Source organism: Campylobacterota bacterium (assembly GCA_040752835.1).
Lineage (GTDB): Bacteria > Campylobacterota > Campylobacteria > Campylobacterales > Sulfurimonadaceae > Sulfuricurvum.
In genome coordinates, this window is the sequence record JBFMGG010000006.1 from 169,763 (window position 1) to 188,229 (window position 18,467).

Annotated in this window: 20 protein-coding genes and 2 tRNA genes; 12 read left to right on the forward strand and 10 right to left on the reverse strand. The window is 56.2% G+C overall.

What is annotated here, in order from left to right; genetic code table 11:
- Window positions 1-25: 25 nt before the first annotated feature.
- From AB1763_05245 to AB1763_05255, 3 genes are read left to right on the forward strand one after another with little or no spacing between them, the layout of a single operon-like run.
- Entirely contained in the window at window positions 26-1,588 is a 1,563-nt protein-coding gene (locus tag AB1763_05245; GenBank protein ID MEW5832224.1) for a flagellar hook-length control protein FliK, read from the forward strand.
- Window positions 1,585-1,839, forward strand: coding sequence for an EscU/YscU/HrcU family type III secretion system export apparatus switch protein (locus AB1763_05250; GenBank protein MEW5832225.1), 255 nt, complete (start codon window positions 1,585-1,587; stop codon window positions 1,837-1,839). The genes AB1763_05245 and AB1763_05250 overlap by 4 nt, the downstream gene beginning before the upstream one ends.
- A gap of 15 nt (window positions 1,840-1,854) precedes the next feature.
- Window positions 1,855-2,289 (forward strand): YcgN family cysteine cluster protein, encoded by a 435-nt coding sequence (locus AB1763_05255; GenBank protein ID MEW5832226.1) that lies wholly within the window; start codon window positions 1,855-1,857, stop codon window positions 2,287-2,289.
- On the opposite strand, the gene AB1763_05260 is transcribed toward AB1763_05255, so the two are convergent.
- Window positions 2,290-3,282, reverse strand: coding sequence for an HD domain-containing phosphohydrolase (locus tag AB1763_05260; GenBank protein MEW5832227.1), 993 nt, complete (start codon window positions 3,280-3,282; stop codon window positions 2,290-2,292).
- A gap of 126 nt (window positions 3,283-3,408) precedes the next feature.
- Entirely contained in the window at window positions 3,409-5,034 is a 1,626-nt protein-coding gene (locus AB1763_05265) for a methyl-accepting chemotaxis protein (protein MEW5832228.1), read from the reverse strand.
- Window positions 5,035-5,233: 199 nt separating this feature from the next.
- On the opposite strand from AB1763_05265, the gene pcm reads away from it, so the two are divergent.
- Window positions 5,234-5,851: a protein-L-isoaspartate O-methyltransferase gene (pcm, locus tag AB1763_05270; GenBank protein ID MEW5832229.1), complete on the forward strand. Its 618-nt coding sequence runs from the start codon at window positions 5,234-5,236 to the stop codon at window positions 5,849-5,851.
- 37 nt (window positions 5,852-5,888) lie between these two features.
- Here the strand turns inward: pcm and AB1763_05275 are convergent.
- Together AB1763_05275 and AB1763_05280 are read right to left on the reverse strand one after the other, a co-directional pair.
- A tRNA-Gly gene (locus AB1763_05275) sits at window positions 5,889-5,965 on the reverse strand.
- Window positions 5,966-6,010: 45 nt separating this feature from the next.
- The gene (locus AB1763_05280; protein ID MEW5832230.1) at window positions 6,011-6,469 is read right to left on the reverse strand and encodes a DsrE family protein; all 459 of its coding nucleotides are present in this window, start codon (window positions 6,467-6,469) and stop codon (window positions 6,011-6,013) included.
- Between the two features lie 94 nt (window positions 6,470-6,563).
- On the opposite strand from AB1763_05280, the gene AB1763_05285 reads away from it, so the two are divergent.
- Both AB1763_05285 and AB1763_05290 read left to right on the forward strand, forming a co-directional pair.
- On the forward strand, window positions 6,564-7,064 hold the full coding sequence (locus tag AB1763_05285; protein ID MEW5832231.1) for a hypothetical protein: 501 nt from the start codon (window positions 6,564-6,566) through the stop codon (window positions 7,062-7,064).
- A gap of 29 nt (window positions 7,065-7,093) precedes the next feature.
- Complete coding sequence (locus tag AB1763_05290) at window positions 7,094-7,666, forward strand: NUDIX hydrolase (protein ID MEW5832232.1); 573 nt, start codon at window positions 7,094-7,096, stop codon at window positions 7,664-7,666.
- Window positions 7,667-7,668: 2 nt separating this feature from the next.
- Here the strand turns inward: AB1763_05290 and AB1763_05295 are convergent, their stop codons facing one another.
- The 5 genes from AB1763_05295 to AB1763_05315 all read right to left on the reverse strand — a co-directional run bounded on the left by AB1763_05295 (window position 7,669) and on the right by AB1763_05315 (window position 11,623).
- Complete coding sequence (locus AB1763_05295; protein ID MEW5832233.1) at window positions 7,669-8,382, reverse strand: DUF3108 domain-containing protein; 714 nt, start codon at window positions 8,380-8,382, stop codon at window positions 7,669-7,671.
- A gap of 48 nt (window positions 8,383-8,430) precedes the next feature.
- Complete coding sequence (locus tag AB1763_05300; protein ID MEW5832234.1) at window positions 8,431-9,285, reverse strand: aldo/keto reductase; 855 nt, start codon at window positions 9,283-9,285, stop codon at window positions 8,431-8,433.
- 246 nt (window positions 9,286-9,531) lie between these two features.
- Window positions 9,532-10,161 (reverse strand): hypothetical protein, encoded by a 630-nt coding sequence (locus tag AB1763_05305; GenBank protein ID MEW5832235.1) that lies wholly within the window; start codon window positions 10,159-10,161, stop codon window positions 9,532-9,534.
- 244 nt (window positions 10,162-10,405) lie between these two features.
- Window positions 10,406-10,481 (reverse strand) — tRNA-Ile (locus tag AB1763_05310).
- A 32-nt stretch (window positions 10,482-10,513) separates the two neighbouring features.
- Window positions 10,514-11,623 (reverse strand): FtsW/RodA/SpoVE family cell cycle protein, encoded by a 1,110-nt coding sequence (locus tag AB1763_05315; GenBank protein MEW5832236.1) that lies wholly within the window; start codon window positions 11,621-11,623, stop codon window positions 10,514-10,516.
- Window positions 11,624-11,700: 77 nt separating this feature from the next.
- Between AB1763_05315 and AB1763_05320 the strand changes: the two genes are divergently transcribed.
- The 6 genes from AB1763_05320 to AB1763_05345 are packed head-to-tail and all read left to right on the forward strand — an operon-like array spanning window position 11,701 to window position 17,735.
- Window positions 11,701-12,678, forward strand: a complete 978-nt coding sequence (locus AB1763_05320; GenBank protein ID MEW5832237.1) for an RluA family pseudouridine synthase — start codon at window positions 11,701-11,703, stop codon at window positions 12,676-12,678.
- Window positions 12,623-13,876 (forward strand): fibronectin type III domain-containing protein, encoded by a 1,254-nt coding sequence (locus AB1763_05325; protein MEW5832238.1) that lies wholly within the window; start codon window positions 12,623-12,625, stop codon window positions 13,874-13,876. Before AB1763_05320 ends, AB1763_05325 begins: the two co-directional genes overlap by 56 nt.
- Window positions 13,877-13,881: 5 nt before the next feature.
- A complete protein-coding gene (gene trmB, locus AB1763_05330) occupies window positions 13,882-15,057 on the forward strand; it encodes a tRNA (guanosine(46)-N7)-methyltransferase TrmB (protein MEW5832239.1) in 1,176 nt (391 codons plus the stop codon).
- Window positions 15,050-15,721, forward strand: coding sequence for an ABC transporter ATP-binding protein (locus AB1763_05335; GenBank protein ID MEW5832240.1), 672 nt, complete (start codon window positions 15,050-15,052; stop codon window positions 15,719-15,721). The genes trmB and AB1763_05335 overlap by 8 nt, the downstream gene beginning before the upstream one ends.
- Entirely contained in the window at window positions 15,708-16,520 is an 813-nt protein-coding gene (locus AB1763_05340) for a cell division protein FtsX (GenBank protein ID MEW5832241.1), read from the forward strand. Before AB1763_05335 ends, AB1763_05340 begins: the two co-directional genes overlap by 14 nt.
- Window positions 16,521-17,735, forward strand: coding sequence for a peptidoglycan DD-metalloendopeptidase family protein (locus tag AB1763_05345; GenBank protein MEW5832242.1), 1,215 nt, complete (start codon window positions 16,521-16,523; stop codon window positions 17,733-17,735).
- Window positions 17,736-17,738: 3 nt separating this feature from the next.
- Here AB1763_05345 and flgH read toward each other — a convergent pair whose 3' ends face one another.
- Complete coding sequence (gene flgH / locus AB1763_05350) at window positions 17,739-18,455, reverse strand: flagellar basal body L-ring protein FlgH (protein ID MEW5832243.1); 717 nt, start codon at window positions 18,453-18,455, stop codon at window positions 17,739-17,741.
- Window positions 18,456-18,467: the final 12 nt, after the last annotated feature.

The window sequence follows — 18,467 nt, forward strand, 5'->3', positions numbered from 1 at the left end:
GCGCTTCTGTGGTATCATTAACGCCATGATACAGCTTAAAACCGACGGCCGCGTCAGCATCATCCTTCCCAACACCAACAAGGCGCTCGCCGAGGCGCTCAAAAACGCCACCCCCGAACAACTCTCGACGCTTAAAGAGGGCAAGGACGTCCGGTCGCTCCTCACGTCGCTGTTTCAGGACAAAACAACCTCGGCCAAATCGGACCAGATGTTGCTGGACATCCTCAAAAACGCCCCGGCTTTCAAACAGATGGGCAATTTTTCGGACAACCTCGGCGGCTTGATCAAGGAGCTCAAAAGTTCGCCGGAACTGGCCGCCAAAACCGAAATCCTCACCCCGTTTGTCAAACAGGCTTCCGCCATCAGCGCGCCGGCGCTCCAGACCCAGCTCCTCCAAAGCGGCGTATTCATGGAATCCAAAATCGCCCGCGCCCTTGAGACCCTCCCCCTCCTGAAACAAACGCTCGAAGCATTGGAAACCCTCCTCGTCCAAAGCAACCGTCCACCGATAAAAGAGCATGCGCGCGTCCTCGGTGAACTGCTGAAAAACCCCGTGTTGGCGCAGACCGCACCCGATCCCAAAAACGCCGCTGAGGCAAATTTTTCACCCTCTCCCAAAGCGGCCGCGGCCTTCTCCGAAGCGCTCAGGGGATTTGTCGAGGGGTTGCGCGGGTCGCTGGCCAAAAACGACCTCCTCTACGCCAGGGAGACCGCCGCACTGGTCGACAGACTCGTCTCTATCGCCGCGTCGCTCGAACCGCTTCCGACCCCGCCCTCCCCGCAGGCCGCGCAAGAGGTCAAAACCGCGCTCGGTGAGCTCTATACCCTGCTGCTGCGCAGTTCCGATCCCGCTTCGGATACGCTGCTCGATTCGATCGAATCTCTTTTGAGGGTGCTCCGTTCCCCCTCCGCCGCCGAAGCTACCCTCCAAAACGGCATCGAGCGCCTGGCCGAAACGTTCGAAACCCTCCTCGCATCGGCCGATGTTTCCCTCTCCGAAGAGCTTCCCGCCCTGCTGGCCCAAATCGCCGAATTTACCGATCCCGAAGCGCTGAATCTCGATACCCTCCTCGAAAAATCGCTGGGCAGCGACCTCAAAGCCCGGCTCCTCACCCTCTCCGAGGAGCTTCAGGCCTCCCCCGATCCCAAAGCCGCCGAACTGCGCGAGCACGTCGACCGGCTCCTCACCCAGATCGACTACCACCAGCTCCTCTCGGGGCTGGGCAATTCGACATCGGTCTATTTTCCCTTTGCATGGGAGATGCTCGAAGAGGGGTCGCTCGGGTTCAAAAAAAGCGAAGGGAAAAAGTTCTACTGCGAAATCAACCTCCGGCTCAAAGAGTACGGCGAGCTCAACCTCATGATGGCCCTTTACGACGAAACCCAGATCGAAATCCAGGCGCATACGCAAAACCCCGAGTTCAAAACGCTGCTTACCGACAACGTAGCGGAGCTAAGAAGCCTCCTGATCGACGCGGGACTCACCCCCAGACGGATACGGATCGCCGACATGAAAGAATCCCTCCAAACGGGGGGATACGACGATCACGGCACCCTCACCGACCACGGGTTCGAGGTGACGGTATGAAAAAAGCGGTGGCACTGCGGTACGACCGCGAAAAAGAGAGGGCGCCGCGCGTCGTCGCTTCGGGCAAAGGAAGCAGTGCGGAGAACATCATCAAAGTCGCCGAACTCCACAACCTCCCCATCCGCCGTGACGAAGACCTCGTCGAACTGCTCAGCAAAGTCGAAATCGACCGGGAGATCCCCGAAAAACTGTACGTCGCGGTCGCCGAGGTCTTCCGATTCATCTACGCGCTTACCAATAAACCCAAATAATGCTACACTTGCGCCATGAAAACGACACACGAACGATTTTGGGAAACCAAACGGCTGGATGAACTGAATTTTGAAGAGTGGGAAGCCCTCTGCGACGGGTGCGGACTCTGTTGCCTGCATCGCCTCCAGGGCGAAGAAGAGGACGATCCGGTCCTCACGACGCGCGTCGTCTGCCGGTGTTACGATCTCGCAGGCGGATGCTGCGGCGACTATGCGAACCGCTTTGAGCGGGTCGAGGGATGTACCCAACTCACCGTAGAGCGGACCGCCGAGTTCGACTGGCTCCCCGAAACCTGTGCCTACCGCCTCCGCCATCACGGCAAAAGCCTGCCGCAATGGCATCCCCTCATCAGCGGCTCAAACGAAGGGGCCAGACAGCACGGCGTCCTGACCCTGGAAGCGATCCTCGAAACCGAGGAGATCGACCTCGAAGAGTATATTATCGACTGATCACTCCGCCCCGAAACGGACGAAGATTTCGCGGATCTCGGCTTCGCTTTGGACGAACAGGTCGACCAGCACGGGGTCGAAATGTTCCCCCTTTTCGCGGACGATCAGCGCCATCGCCTCTTCGAAGCTCCACGCTTTTTTGTAGGGACGGATCGAGGTGAGCGCGTCGAACACGTCGGCAATCGCGACGATCCGGCCATAGAGCGGTATCTCTTCGCCTTTCAAACCGTAAGGGTATCCCGTCCCGTTGTATTTTTCATGGTGCGAGCGGGCGATAACCGCTCCCGCCGCGAGATAGGGGTTTTGGGCATCGGCGAGGATTTCGTATCCGACGTCGCTGTGGGCTTTCATCCGTTCGAACTCCGCTTCGTCGAGTTTGCCGGGTTTGAGCAGTACCGCGTCCTCGATCCCCACTTTCCCGATGTCGTGCAGCGGTGCGGCGTAAAAGATCAGCTCCTGTTCCTCCTCGTCCAGCCCGCAGAGGCGTGCGAGCATTTTCGAGTAATGGGCCACGCGGGCAATGTGCGACCCGGTTTCGGGGTCTTTGTATTCGGCGGTTCGGGAGAGGATGCGGAGCGCTTCGTGTTCGCGTTCCCGGAGCGCTTCGCGCGAACGCTCCTCGATCCGGAGGATGTGGATGTTTTTGATCCGGAGTTTGACTTCGGTCTGCGAATAGGGCTTGTTCAGAAAATCGTTCACCCCTTTGGCAAACGCCTGTTCGCGCACCGACTCTTCCTCGTTTCCGGTGATCATGATGCTTTTGATTTTGGGCTGGAGCTCTTTGGCCTTTTCAAGCAGGCCGATCCCATCGAGTCCGGGCATGTTGAAATCGGTCATCAGCAAATCGGCTTCGTTCCCCTCCAGGTATTCGAGGGCATCGAAAGGGTTGTCGAAAATGCGGGGGTCGTATCCCTCCTGACGGACGATCACTTCGAGCAGCATCAGGTTCACCGATTCGTCATCGACGATGACGATTTTCATTCCGCTGTTCACCCATTCCCCTTTTGCGAATCGGCACACGTTTTCTACGGCCGGATCTTTTGTAATGGAATATTATAGCGTCCATCCTCGCGGATCGGGCTTTTAGATAACATTTAAACGTCAAAATCCCGACAAACTCTAAGCGCGGAACCGTCCGAGGTTGTTGTTCAACGTTTCGGCGATGCCGTGGAGATGTTCGGCCGTGGTCGCGATCTCCTCGACGCTGCGGGTATTACCGCGGGCGAGTTCGGTAATCGCCGAAAGCCTTTGAGCAATCCCCTGCACCTCTTTCGTGCTGGCGTCGGATTCTTCGACCAGTTTCGAAATCGCCCGGGTCGTATGGCGGACCACTTCGGCCGTCTGCGCGATTTTCTCACCGACCGTCTGGGATTTTTCCCCGACCTGCTCGATTTTTTTGGCGTTTTGTCCCATCTGTACCGACGCTTCCTCGATCGACGAGACGATCATGCTCACCGTCGCATCGGTCTGCGTCAGGCTCCCCTGCGTCCGTTCGGCCAGTTTGCGCACCTCGTCGGCGACGACGGCAAACCCGCGTCCGTGCTCTCCGGCGCGCGCCGCCTCGATTGCGGCGTTGAGTGCGAGAAGGTTCGTCTGATCGGCGATCTCGCCGATCACCGAAAGAACTTCACGGATCTGGCGGGCGTTGCCGGTGAGTTCATGGAGCTTGCGGGCGAATTCGGCTTCGACTTCGACGCTGTCGCGGACCATCTCGATCATCGTCGAGAGTTCGCGCTGCGACTCCCCGAGCATCCGGCTGGCGTCTTCGACTTCGGCGGAGGTCTCTTCGTTCTCTTGTTTGGAACGTACCAGATGGGCGATCACCTGTTCGGCGCTTTGATGGATCGCATCGATCTGCACCGATTCGTCCTCCATCCGTCGGCCGATCGCCAGCGATGTCTGCGACAGCTCGGTCGCGACCGACGCGTTCTCCTCGGCGGCCCGTTTCGCGCTTTGAACCGTAGTCTGCGCCGCGGCGATGAACGCGTTGATCGATGCCGCGGTACGGGCGGGTTCGTCGTTGCCCTTGATATCGAGCCGTTTCGTCAGATCGCCGTCCCCGCCGGCCAGTTCGCTCGCCATCGCTTCCATTGTCGAGAGTTTCCCGCCCACCGAACGCTGGATCGCCAAAAGCCCTGCGACGATCAGTGCGATCAGCACCGCGACCGCCGAGCCTTTTTGCACCGCAAGTTCACGAAACTCGGCATTAACGTCATCGATGTAGACGCCGCTCCCCGCGATCCATCCCCACGGCTCGTACAAACGAACGAACGTCAGTTTCGGCTGGGGCTCTTCGCTGCCAGGCTTGGGCCAGAGGTAGGAAACATACCCCTCTTTATCGTTTTTGGCCGTCTCGGCGAATTCGACGAACAGCGCTTTTCCCTCCGGGTCTTTGATGTCGGAGAGATCGGTATTGTCCAGTTTCGGCTTGATCGGGTGCATCACCCCCCGAACCTCGGTATCGAGGATGAAAAAATACTCTTCCCCACGGTAACGGAGGTTTTTGACGTGCTCTTTAGCGGCGGCCTGCGCTTCTTCGAGGCTCATCCGCCCCGCTTTGGCCTCGCCGTCGTAATAGGCGAACAAAGAGCTGACGGTATCGATCTGGGTCGTCAGCATCGTTTTTTTCGCGTTCATCAGCTCCTCTTTCGTCGAAAGCAGCGACTGCACCGCCACGGCGATAAAAGCGAGGGAGACGAACCACGAGACGAGAGTCAGCTTGGTTTTAATCGTAAAACGGTCCATAAAATCAACCTCTTGCAAGAAATAGTGTAAGAAGCCGCCTTTCGAATCAGACGGCTGGTATAAGCGGGAATTATACGATCCGACCATAGCACAAACGTAGCAAAACGGCCGAATTCCGATCCGAAACGGCAATTTTTTTCACATAAATCTCACAAATTGGTTATCATGGACGTCATCTATTTTTTCGAAAGGGACAGCGATGGAGGGCAACCGTTTCCTCGTGGAGCATCTGATCGCCAACGGCTCGCTCGGCTCCCCCCGCCTGATCGACGCTTTTTTACACTGCGACCGGATCCGTTTCGTCCCCGAAATGCTCTGCGGCAGCGCCTATGGCGATTATCCCCTCCAGATCGGCGAGGGGCAGACCATTTCACAACCCACCACGGTCGCGATTATGCTCGAGCTCCTCGATCCCCGTCCCGGAGACAGGGTCCTCGACATCGGGTCGGGATCGGGATGGACGACGGCGCTGCTCGCGTGCGCCGTGGGAGAAACGGGATTCGTCGAGGGGGTCGAGAGGCTGGAGCGTCTTGTGGCCTACGGACGCGAAAACCTCCGCAAAGCCGGTGTCAAAAACGCCTCCATCGAGCCTGCGAGAGCATCGGTGCTGGGAAAACCCGGAGAGCTCTACGACCGCATTCTCGTCTCGGCCTGCGCCCCGAAAATGCCCCGCGAACTCCTCGAACAGCTCAAAATCGGTGGCATACTCGTCATGCCGGTGCGCGACAGCGTCTGGCGGATCACGAAACTCGAAGAGGGGAAAGTGGACGCGTACGAAGTGCCGGGATTCCGGTTTGTGCCGCTGGTCATCGTTTGAAAAAGGGATTGTCTGAAGTTCTGAAAGAAAGAAGAGGTGGAGCGGGAAACGAGACTCGAACTCGCGACATTCAGCTTGGAAGGCTGACGCTCTAGCCAACTGAGCTACTCCCGCATCACGGTCGAAAGTATAACCCGTATTGGCTTAAGCCATGATTTATCAGTGCACCGGGATGTACGAATACCCCTCGTTTTGCCATTTGACCAGTCCGATCATCGCCGAGGGGATCGGACGAACGAACGGATAGAGGTCCTCCGTGAGGATCCCTTTGCGGTGCATCCCGCTCTGGCACACTTCGAACGTGATGTTGTATTTTTTGCGCATCGCTTCAAGCCGCTGCAGGATCGATTCCTGATCGGCAGCAAGCTTTTCATCGACCCCGTACTGGGTGTTTTCGAGATTCCGGACAAAATATTTGTACGCTTCGCCGTGGATGACGACGGCGATTTCGACCCGATCCCCCTGAGCGACAAAATGATCGGCCGTTCCCGGAACTCCGCCGAAAAACCGCGTCATCAGCGTCGGCGTCTCCCCCGTCGTCAGATCGACCACGAACTTCTTGGTTCCGCCGTACGCCAAAGAGACCGCGCACAGCAGGATCAACAGTGCTTTACGCATCTCCCGCTCCCCCGATGATGGAATTATTCGAGTGTATCATGCCCGCAAAGTGTAAAAATAACGTAAAAACGTTCCGATGCGGTACAATTATCCCATGAACGCTCCACGCCTTTTTCTTGCCGTCCCCGTCCTCCTCGACGATTATGCGGGGATTCGCGACCGTTTTTCGGGACTGCTCGAGGGACGCTGGCGGGACGAAGCGGGGCTGCACGCCACGATCGCTTTTTTCGCCGGGCGGTTCTCCCCCGAACGGGTGATCGACGCCGTCGATTCCATCGACCGCACGTTCGAGGTTTCCGCGCTGGAGGGATGGGATTATTTCCCCTCGGCACGCGTATTCGTCGCGACGACCCGCAACCCCTCGCTGCAGATGCTCTATGAGCGCCTCGCACCGCGTCTGGAGCTCCCCCCCGCACATCTGGCACCCCACGTCACCCTCATGCGGGTCAAACGTTTCAGCGATCGCGAAGCCTTTGAGCGCGAGTGTGCCGGATCGCCCCCATCGGGCCGATTGCAGCGCGAAATCGTCCTCTACGCCAGCCGCCTCCGCCCCGAAGGATCGCTCTACATTCCCCTGCACCGCTGGAGCGTTTAGGGTATAATTGCGCTAAAAAAAGCGCTACGATGACCATCCAGAGAGTCCCTTTCGGCCAGACCGACCCGTCGAAAAAAAACGCCGTCTTCCTCGCCATCTACGTCGACGAAATCTCCCCGTGGAAATACTTTAACGACGACATCCGGCATCTCAAATGCCCCGCGTTCATCATGATCGACCGCTGGGACGGACGGATGGGGTTCCCCGGCGGAACGGTCAACGAAGGGGAAAGCCTCATCGACGCGCTCGTGCGCGAGATCAAAGAAGAGATCGGCATCACGGTCAAACCCGATCAGGTCCACCCGATCGTCAGCCACGAAACCCGCCTCGTCACCCACCTCTACGGCCTGCGGGTGCTCGAAGCCGAATTTCTCCACATCTACTACCACATCCTCAACAACTTTTCGCGCTCGATCCTCCTGCACGCCTACGAAGAGGGGGACGAATCGCACTTCATGTCCGAGATTACGGGGATCAAAATCGTCCCCGTCGTCTCGCACGATGGGAAAGGGATCAATAAATTCGTCGAAAACGCGTTCGCCGGAGCGACGCGCGAAGACCTCGACGTGCTGCTGCGCGAAGTGCTCGGAATCGATATCTGAGCCTACCGCACCCGTCTGCCGACGATGTCCCCGAAAAAGAGGACGTCTTCGAGGACCGCTTTTTCGCACAGCCCGTCGCTGCCCAGGTTGATCAGCAGCTCCCCTTTTTCACTGGCGAAGATGCGGTCGTTAAGCACCACTTTCAAAAACTCCCCGCCCGAAGTTTCGAGCTTCCCCCGCATCCGTGAGAGCTCCTCTTTTTCGGGGAACACGACGTCGATCCGACCGTCTTTTTTGTTTCCCCCCACCGCCTGCAAAGAACGGTTTTGCCTGGACTGCAGGTAATGTTTGAAGTTGAAAAAGAGGCTCAGGATGTCTTCGGAGGCGTAATAGTCGTTTTTGACCCGATCCCATTCGTCCCGCTCGATCGTCTCGCGCCAGACCGTTTTGGCCTCGTGGTCGAAGGTGTAGATTTTGATCGATTTTTTCGAATCGGTGCGCCGCGTCTTGGCGTATTTGTGGGGGATGAGCCTGCCGTCTTTGAGTATCCCGTGGCTTTCGTAGATTTCGACGCGGTTGTTGGAGAGGACTTTGGCAATCCCGCTCGTGCGCGCTTCGATGCGGATCGTGTAGGTTCCGTCCTCGCGCGTCTCGAAACGGGCATCCGCCACCCCCAGCGTGTCGAACACCCCATAAGAGACCTCGTACGTGGCGCTGAGCACTTTGGCACAGGCCAGCTGCGCGCACAACAGCAAAACGAGGATCGGTAGTTTCACGGCACTTCCTTTTTCACCGTAAAGTATCCCCAAATCGCGCGGGGTTTGTCAAGCGCTCTCGCTCTCAAGCAGCCGCTCCAGCACCGCGACCTCTCCCACAGAGAGCTCGAAATCGAAAATCTCCAGATCCTCGCGCAGGTGCTCGGGAGAGGTCGAGCCGATCAGCGGAACGATGCCGCAGTGGTTGAGAAACCGGTACAGGATCTGCGCCTCGGTTTTGTCGTATTTCTGCGTCAGGGCAAAAAACTCGCGGCTCTCCAGCAGGTGGGGGTTGGCGGTGAGACTCCAGAAACTCTGGTAGACGATCCCCCGCTGGCGGCACCATGAGCGCAGTTCACGGTCGTAGCCGTTCTGGGCGTAAAAACGGTTCTGCACCACCGCGGGTTTGACATCGGCATCCGCATAAAGCCGGATCAGCAGCTGCGGATCGTAACAGTTGCTGATCCCCAGCTGACGGGCGACGCCGGCGCGGTAGAGCTTTTCCATCGCCCGCCACGCGCGCAGCAGCATCGGATAGGGGTGCAGCGGCGAATGGAGCACCAGCGAATCGACGTAAGGGGTCCCCAGATTGGCCTGTGAGACGGCAAACGACTGCGCCACCTGCTCTTCAATCGGCGCGGCCGGATCGTAGGGGACCCGGGCGGGATCGTGGCCTGCGAGAGGGGTGAATTTGGTCTGCACGAACAGTTCGGAGCGATCGACCCCCTGCGCTCGCATCCGACCGATCGCCTCGCCGACCCCCGCTTCGTTATAGTGTTTGGGCTGACAAGCCGTGTCGATCCCCCGAAATCCCGCCCTCAGGGCCATTTCGGTCAGGTCGGCGGTACGCTGTTCTTTCCACGCCGTCCCGTAAATCAGTGCGGGCATACGGACGTTTTCGCTGGTCATTACATAAGGGGTCATCGCCTCTCCTCGCTCGGAATGAGAGAGTATAATCCGCCGTTCCTCAAACTCCTCTTTGCCCTGAGGGCTGCCGCCGTCTCCGTCAGCGTGTTATAATGTTGCGAAAGAGGAGGATGTCATGGAAACGTTCTGGATTTTGTTCGCCGCCGCCGGGGTTTTGTTCGTCGTCCTCAAATTTGCCCTGCGCAGGGCCGAAGAAGAGGACGAGTAACCTCATCCTCCCCCCTGATTCAGCCAGAACCATAATCAATATGAATCAAATAGTTTTTCAGCTGTTCCAATAGCTATCGCTTTGAATAACATCAACAACCCCAATAAAGCAGAACTAAACATCATAACAATGACTTCAGTACTTATTAATTCGAATCTTTCTTCAAATAACACTGAAATTAAAAACATAGCGAATCCAAAAAATAATAGATAGCCAAAATAATTTAAAGCCTTCATTATTCTTCTAAAAATCCCATTACGGTAAAAATTTTTAAAAGAAAGCCTAGAATTTTTAATTTCAAGATACATTTTTACTTTTGAATATTGTTCAATAAAAGTTAAAGCATTATTTTCTAATGACAATAAAAAAGCTATTTCATGTACATTAAGTCTTTTCCCTGAATAGCAAAAAAAGCCTTCTTCGATTAAATAAGCTTTAGGATTATTATGAATTAAAGGCGTTATCGAATCAATATAACGTTTCAAATTATTAAAATGTTCAATCTTATATTTTTTAACTTTGTTGGATTGAAAAAGAATAAAAAAATATAAAACTATTGTCGAAATCGCTATAGAAACAATCCCATTTGCTGCAATAGAAGAAAAATTTGAGTTTATGAACTCTATGATAACTTTATCTAAATTCAATGATTTTATTCCTTCCATAAATCATCTTCCATCTATGTCCAAAAATCAGTTATCAAGCTTTTTAATTTCCAATGATCTGCTCTGTCTGCATCCAAAGAGAGAGATCATACATAATATCTCGCCACTTGTTTACCATTAATCAGGCTAATGCAGTACATCATTCAGTTGGCTGGCATATTCAACCGCATTTTTTATTGAAACTCGACGATGAATCAGATTTTAACATAAGCATGAGTAAATATTTTTGGAAATCAAATGCAGATGGTGGGTCTTGTAGGACTTGAACCTACGACCAACCCGTTATGAGCGGGTGGCTCTAACCACTGAGCTAAAGACCCATTCGGAGGAGCGCATTATAGTCGCTCCTACTTTAGACAAAGCTTTTTTTGCCGGTGTCGGTGTAGAGATAGCGGAAACGGTAGGCGAGGAGGTTTTCGAGGATCGCGAACATCACCATGAAGTTGACAAAACTGCTCCCCCCGTAGCTGAACATCGGCAGCGGCACCCCCACCACGGGGGCAAACCCGATCGTCATCGCGATGTTGACGCTCATGTAGATGAAGAAAAAGAGCGACAATCCCCCCGCCACGACCTTGATGTAATAATCCTCGGCCCAGGCGGCGATGAGCAGCAGGTGGATGATCAGCGCGGCGTAGAGCGAGATGAGCAAAAACGCCCCGAAAAATCCGAACCGCTCGACGACGTAGGCGAAAATAAAGTCGCTCGACGCGATGGGGAGGAATTTCATCTGTGCTTGCGTAGCGTCTTCTTTGTCCTTACCGAAAAAGCCCCCCGAACCGACGGCGATGATCGACTGCTCGACCTGGTAACTCGGTTTTTCCCCGACGAAATCGTGCAGACGCTGTTTCTGGTAATCGTGGAGCTGGGTGTAGATGAGCGGCAGGGAGACGACGAACGCGATCCCCAGACCGACCCAAATTTTCCATTTGACGCCGACGATGAAGAGTACCCCGAACCCGAGCAGCGCCAGGACGGTCGCCGTCCCCAGGTCCGGTTCCTTGGCGATGAGGAAAAACGGCAGCAGGATGTAAAAAGAGAGCTTGGCGAAATCTTTGAGGCCGTAACCGTCGCGCGGCGGAGGGTTGCGGCTGATCAGGTACGCCAGCATGAGGACGAACGCGGGTTTGATGAGCTCGGAGGGCTGGAGGGTGAAATGGACGAAGGGGATTTCGATCCACCGTTTGGCCCCCAGACGCGAATGGCCCACGAACTCGACGGCCAGCAGCAGCAAAATCCCCGTCCAGTACATGATCGGGATCATCCAGAGCATCCGGCGGACCGGCAGCAAGAACACCGCGATAAACACGCCGATCCCCACGGAGGTGTAGACCATCTGTTTTTGTCCCAGTACGGGATGGATTTCAAAAATGAGCCAACCTGAAGTCAAAATGAGGGGAATCAGCAAAATAATCGTAATGAAATCAAAGTGTGCTAAAATTCGCCGGTCAATATTAAGCACTACAGTCCTTGTTTTTTTTGCTAATTGTAGCACAGCGGACGTTTAGAACCCATCACACTTTACCCTCTAGGATTTCAATGAGAGAGCACGAACTTTTTACCGTTGACCAAGAGAGCGTCCGTCTGGATGTTTTTCTCTCTCACAAACTGGAGCAGACGCGCAACCAGATCGTCCAGCTGATCGAGCAGGACGCGATCAGCGTGGACGGCAAAGCGACCTCCAAAGCAGGGCTGAAGCTGCGCGGGGGACAGAACGTCCGCGTCGTCTTCCCCGAAGCCAAATCGACCCCGCCCCAGCCGATCGATTTCGACGTCGAAGTACTTTACGAAGACGACGACGTCCTCGTCATCAACAAACCCAGCGCCCTCACCGTCCATCCCGCCCCCAGCGTCAAGGAACCCACCCTCGTCGACTGGCTCAAGCACAAGGGGGTTAGCCTCTCGACGCTCAGCGGCGAGGAGCGCCACGGGATCGTCCACCGGCTCGACCGTGGGACCAGCGGCGTGATGGTCGTCGCCAAAAACAACCGCGCGCACGAAGCCCTTTCGGCACAGTTGCAGGACAAGAGCATGGGGCGCTTCTACCTCGCGGTGATCACCCCTCCCCTCAAAGACGAAGTGACCCTCATTGACCGCCCCATCGGGCGCAGCAGCCACAACCGTCTTAAAATGGCGATCACCGAACACGGCAAAAACGCCAAAACCGAGTTTCGCAAACTCCTCCCCAGCCACGACGGTACCGAAGAGCTGATCGCCTGCAAACTCTACACCGGACGGACCCACCAGATCCGCGTCCACCTCGAGTCGATCAGCCGTCACATCATCGGCGACCATCTCTACGGAAGCCACCCCAAAAGCGCGAGGATGGAACGTATCTTGCTTCATGCCTACAACCTGTATTTCACCCATCCGAGCACCGGGAAAAGGGTCACGTTTACCGCTGCGCCCGACCCCGTGATGGAAGAATACCTACACAAACATTTTGACGCGAAGGAACTGCATGCACTCATCGATCCGAATACCATTGAGCGTTGCTTTAGCACTGAGTCTCTTTAGCGGCTGCGCACCCCAGCCCGCCCCCCAGAAAACGGTCACCATCGACTCGACCCTGCCGGTTCCGTCGATGAACGGCTACATCGCCGACATCACCTCCGCCGCTTTCGAATGGAAACCGATCGAAGACATGCGGGTCGTAGGCTACTACGTCTACCGTGACACCCCCGGCGGGGAAGATCCCAACCTGCACCGCATCGCGACGGTGGACAGCCGCTACGCGACCCATTTCGTCGACAGCGACCTCAAACCCAGCAGCCACTACCAGTACCGTTTCGCCACTTTTACTTCGGCGGGCAGCGAGTCGGTCGGCAGCGAAACGATGGTAATCGAAACCCTCCCGATGATCGCGCCGGTGAGTTTTTTCCAGTCGGTCGGCAACATGCCCCGCAGCGCCAAACTGCTGTGGCGTCCGCACCCCAACGGAAAAATCAACGGCTACGAGATCGAGCGTCAGGAAGCCAACGACCAGAAATGGAACAAGATCGCCACGATCAGCGGGCGTCTCAACGCCGAGTACATCGACCGCGATCTCAAAGACGGCCAGGTCTACCACTACCGCATCAAGGCGGTCACCTACGACAAACTCGTCACCGAACCCAGCGAAACGACCAAAGTGATCACCAAACCCCTCCCTCCGGAGATCAAAAACGTCACCGCGACCAACAACCTGCCGCGTGCGATCACCCTCGCATGGGAAAAAAGTCCGATCACCGACCTGGCCCACTACAACATCTACCGTGCGACGTCGCCGAGCGGATCGTTTGCATACCACGTCAAACTCGAATCGACCAATTTTACCGACACGATCAACGAAGACGGGAAATTCTATTTTTACAAAATCACGGCGGTGGACAAAGACGGGCTGGAAAGCCCTCTGACCTCGGTCGCCGTGCAGGGATCGACCCTTTCCAAACCCCAGACTCCGATCGCCTACGAGGGCAAAGTGGTCGGCGGAGCGGTCGAACTGCAATGGAAAAGCGGCGATCCGCGCACCGTCAACTACACGATCGTAAAAACGACGAAAACAAGCTGGATCAGCCGCGAGAGCGTCGACATCAACAACATCACGGCGACGTCGTTCCGCGACGCGGACATCAAACCCAACACCCATTATCTCTACGAGATCATCGGGGTCGATTCGAACGGTATCCGCTCGGTTCCGACCGAAGCGATCGAACTCGTCCACGAGGTTAAATAACGCCTATGCCGCATCTGCATCTCGAATCGTTTACGACACCCCCCTTCCCCGCCCGCTGCGGCGACGTGGAATTCGACTTTATCGCCCGCAACGCCGGACGGGGGGACGAATCGCTCATCGCGACCCGCTACAAAGGGAGGGAGTTTTTCCTCGTCCACAAAAAAACCGAGGCCAAAGAGCTTCTCAAGTGCGACAAGATCACCCGTCCTTCCCCGAATTTCATCGTCAAACACGCGCTGCTGGCCTATGCCGAGTGCGCGGGGCTCAACATCCTCGATTCGAATGTCGACAACGCACCCGAAAACACCCATCTCAAAACCCACGACGCCCTCAAGACGATCACGTTTTTCGCCGACAATTTCCCGACGGAGCGCGAAGTACGGATCGAAGTGGGCTTCGGGTCGGCACGCCACCTTCTCCATCAGGCCCAAACGCATCCCGACGTCCTCTTCATCGGGCTGGAGATCCACAAACCCTCGATCGAGCAGGCGCTCAAGCAGGTCTCGATCCGCAACCTCTCCAACGTCATGGTGCTCGACTACGACGCGCGGCTGTTTCTGGAGTTCGTCCCCTCCAACGTCGTCGGCCGCATCTACGTCCATTTTCCAGTCCCCTGGGACAAAAAACCCCATCGACGCGTCATCTCCGAAGCGTTTCTGAACGAATCGATCCGCGCCCTCAAAATCGGGGGAACGCTGGAACTGCGCACCGACAGCGAAGAGTACTACCGCTACGCGCTCGAAACGTTCAGTTCCCCCGGCCAAAGCCGCTTCGAGGTTTACAAAAACCGCGACATCGCCATCAGCAGCAAATACGAAGACCGCTGGAAGCGCCTGGAAAAAAACATTTACGACGTCATTTTCACCTGTGAAACCGAGAGCCCCGAAGCCGAAGCGATCGGCGATTTTTCGTTCGGTTCGACCCAAAACCCCAAAGAGGTACCGGGCCGGATCGGAAGCGAAACGTTCAAACGCGACTGGGGATTCCTGCACGTCGAGCGGACTTTCTCGATCGAACCCGATGCGGTGATGCTGCGTCTGGCGATGGGGAGTTTCGACCGCCCCGAAAGCTGTTACGTCATCGTCGAACCGGGGCGGACGCGCTATTACCCCTCGCTGCCGGTCCGATCGCGCGCGAATCTCGCCGCCCATACCTTACTAAACGAGTTGCTCCATGGATAAAGTGATCATCGCCGAAAACCTTTCCCTCTCCTACAAAGACTTCGAAACCATCATCTCCAAAGCAACTTTCAGCATCGATGCGGGAAGTTTCGTCTTCATCACCGGGGCGAGCGGAAGCGGAAAATCGACACTACTCAAATCGCTCTACGGCGCCATCGAACCCCGTGCCGGGCAACTCGTCGTCGGCGGGGTGAAAATGAACCGCATCAGTACCTCGAAGCTCAACTTTCTGCGCCGCCACATCGGGATTGTTTTTCAGGATTACAAACTGATCAAAGAGTGGACGATCGAAAAGAACGTCATGCTCCCGCTCATCATCTCGGGCTACACCAAAGACGTCAGCGGCGCGCAGGTCCAAAAGCTGCTGGGGCACGTCAAACTGATCCATCAGGCGGGCAAATACCCCCCCGAACTCTCCGGGGGAGAGCAGCAGCGCGTCGCGATGGCGCGTGCGCTGGCCCACAACCCGATCCTCATCCTCGCCGACGAACCGACGGGGAATCTGGACGAATACTCCTCGCAGGTGATCTGGAATCTGCTGGAGGGGGCGAACACTCAGCTCAAAACCACGATCGTCGTCGTCACCCACAACATCCCTTCGTCCATAACGGTGCCGTACAAACATTTCCATATCGATATGGGGACTATCCATGAAATCGCTTAAAAACCATATTTCCCTCATCGTCGCCCTCTTTACCGTTTTGTTCTCGGTCCAGATATACGTTGCCGTCGACCGCACCATCGCCGCGTACGAAGACCGCCTGAAACAGGACTATTCGATCATTGTCGTCGCGAACAAAAGCCTCAGCGAAGCGGAATTCAAAGCTCTCGATAAACTCGTCGAGCGGAGCGAGCCGATCGCGACCGACCAGGTGCTCGAGCGTCTCAAAGGGGAGATGAGCAAGAAAAACCTCGAACTGCTCAAGGTGACCCTGCCGAAGTTCTACCGCATCTACCTGGGACGCTTTCCGACCCCCTACGAGATCGAAACGCTCCAGAAACGGTTCCAGAAGCATTCGGCGATCGAGCGGGTCGAGGGGTACGCACAGACCCACGATACGGTCTACAAACTGATGCTCCTCTTTAAAGACGTCGTGCAGATCTTCTCGATCGCAATCGCCGCCGTCACGTCGCTGCTGATCCTCAAAGAGATGCGCCTGTGGCAGTTCCAGCACGCGGAGCGGATGAGCATCATGGCCCTCTTCGGCGCCCCGGTGTGGCTCCGTTCGGCGGTGTTGTTCCGCCTGGCCATCGTCGATGCGATTATCGCGACGATCATCATGTGTCTGGCGTTTTTCGTCATCGACCAGTACGGCTGGATGGACCAGCTGCTGCGCACCGTCGGCATCAGCATCCAGCTGTTCGATTTCGTCAACGACGCCGTCCGCTCGCTCGCCATCGCGCTGGGCGTCTCGATCGTACTGACCCTGACGATCGTCATCGGGCACGACGAAGAGGAATAGATGAAGTTCTTCGCCTCTCTCCTCGCTTCGTCACTGTTGTACGCTTCGCTCGATGCCGCCGCAATCGACGACAAGATCCACAATACCTCCAAAAAACTGAGCCAGACGAAACAGACCTATTCGACGCTCAACGCCAAGCTCAACGAAACGGCGCAGAAGATCATCAAGCAAAAGCAGGTCGTCACCGTCCAGCAGCAGCATCTCAATACCCTCGTCGAAGAGCTCAAGTCCAAAGAGACGATCTACAACACCAACAAAATGACCCTGCGTCAGCTCGAAGCCCAGCAGAACATGCTGATCAAAACCCAAAACGAGATCGAACAGCGGCTCGTGTTCGCCCTGGCGCGCAACACCTCGATCTCGCTGCTCATCAACGACGACCGGGCCAAAGAAGCCGATGCGATCATCACCGAAGAGGCGCTCAAACTCCACCTCAAACAGATCAATGCCGAAATCAAGGAGCTCAACACCCTCTTTGCGATGAACGCCGAGCGGATCGCGGGGCTCTCGTCGCAGACGACCGTACTCAAACAGTCCATCGCGGTGATCGACCGCCAGAAAAACACCGTTCTGGAGACGAAAAAAGAGACCGAAAAAGCGATCGCCCTCCTCGAAAAAGAGAAACAAGACTACGTCAAATCGCTCAACCGGATCCTCAAACAGCAGCGCTCGCTCCAAAATACCCTCGCGAGCCTCAACATCATCAAGCGCGAATCGCTACGGCCCAAAAAAGTCGCCGCCAAGCAGCCTCTCCAAAAACCGGGTTCCAAGCCGGTCCCGGCCGACGTCAAACAGGCGGTCGCCGAATATCGCCCCTCGAACGTCTCTTCCTATTCGGGGGAACGGACGATCGCTCCGCTCGATGGCTACGTGGTCACGAAACGCTTCGGCCCCTACACCGATCCGATCTACGGGATCAAAATCTTTAACGAATCGGTCTCGCTGCGCCCGACCGAGAGCGACGCAAAAGTCAAAGCGGTTTTCAACGGCAAGGTGATCCTCGCCAAACCCACCGCGATGCTCGACAACGTCGTCATTATCGAACACGACAACGGCTTACATACGATCTATGCGCACCTGGACAAAATCGCCCCCACCGTCGAAGTAGGTAAACGCCTCCGGCAGGGAGCGGTCATCGGCCGAGTCGCCCGCGAGCTGATGTTTCAGGTAACCCAGCGTAACGCCCACATCAACCCGCTCGAAGTGATACGATAAATTTTAAAACGGCCAGACGGCGTGGACGAGCTTGCTCCCCCATCCCTGATTGACCGAACGGTCGATATCGCCCTGGTTGACGTACATGATTTTCGCATCCGAGATTTTCGCCGAATTGATCTGGTTGTTCTGGTCGATGTCGTAGGGACGGATCACGCCGCTGAGTTGCATGATCTGTTTTTCGCTGTCCACCATGATTTCGCGGCGGCCGGTGATGAAATAGTTGCCGTTGGCCATCACTTTCACGATCCGCGCTGACACGGTGGTCGTAAACGACGCGTCTTTCGTCGCCGTTCCCGAACCGGCGTAATCGGAATTCGATCCCGCGCTGAAACCGATGTTGGCGAGCCCGTTGAGCTTGTTGACCGCCGAATTGACCGCCGAATTCTGCCCCGTAGAGGTGAATAGGCCGCCGTTGAGACCGAGCGTATCGGCTTCGGTGAGCGCCTTGCTGGCGGTGTTGGAGCTTTTGACCGTTTCGGAGATGACCACGGTCACGATGTCGTTGACGTGCATCGCCTTGTGGTCCGAAAAGAGCGGACTGTCCCCCTGCCCGAACAGGCTTCCGCGCGAGGCGAACGCACTCTCTTCTTCGCGCGAGGGCATCTCTTCGACGTATTTGGGAGGCTGAAAGTCCATCTCCGGATCGGTAAGGCGTGCGGTACAGCCGCCGAGCAGCACTGCGGCAGAGAGGATGGAGAGGTAAAGTGGTGCGCGCATTCAGGTATCCCG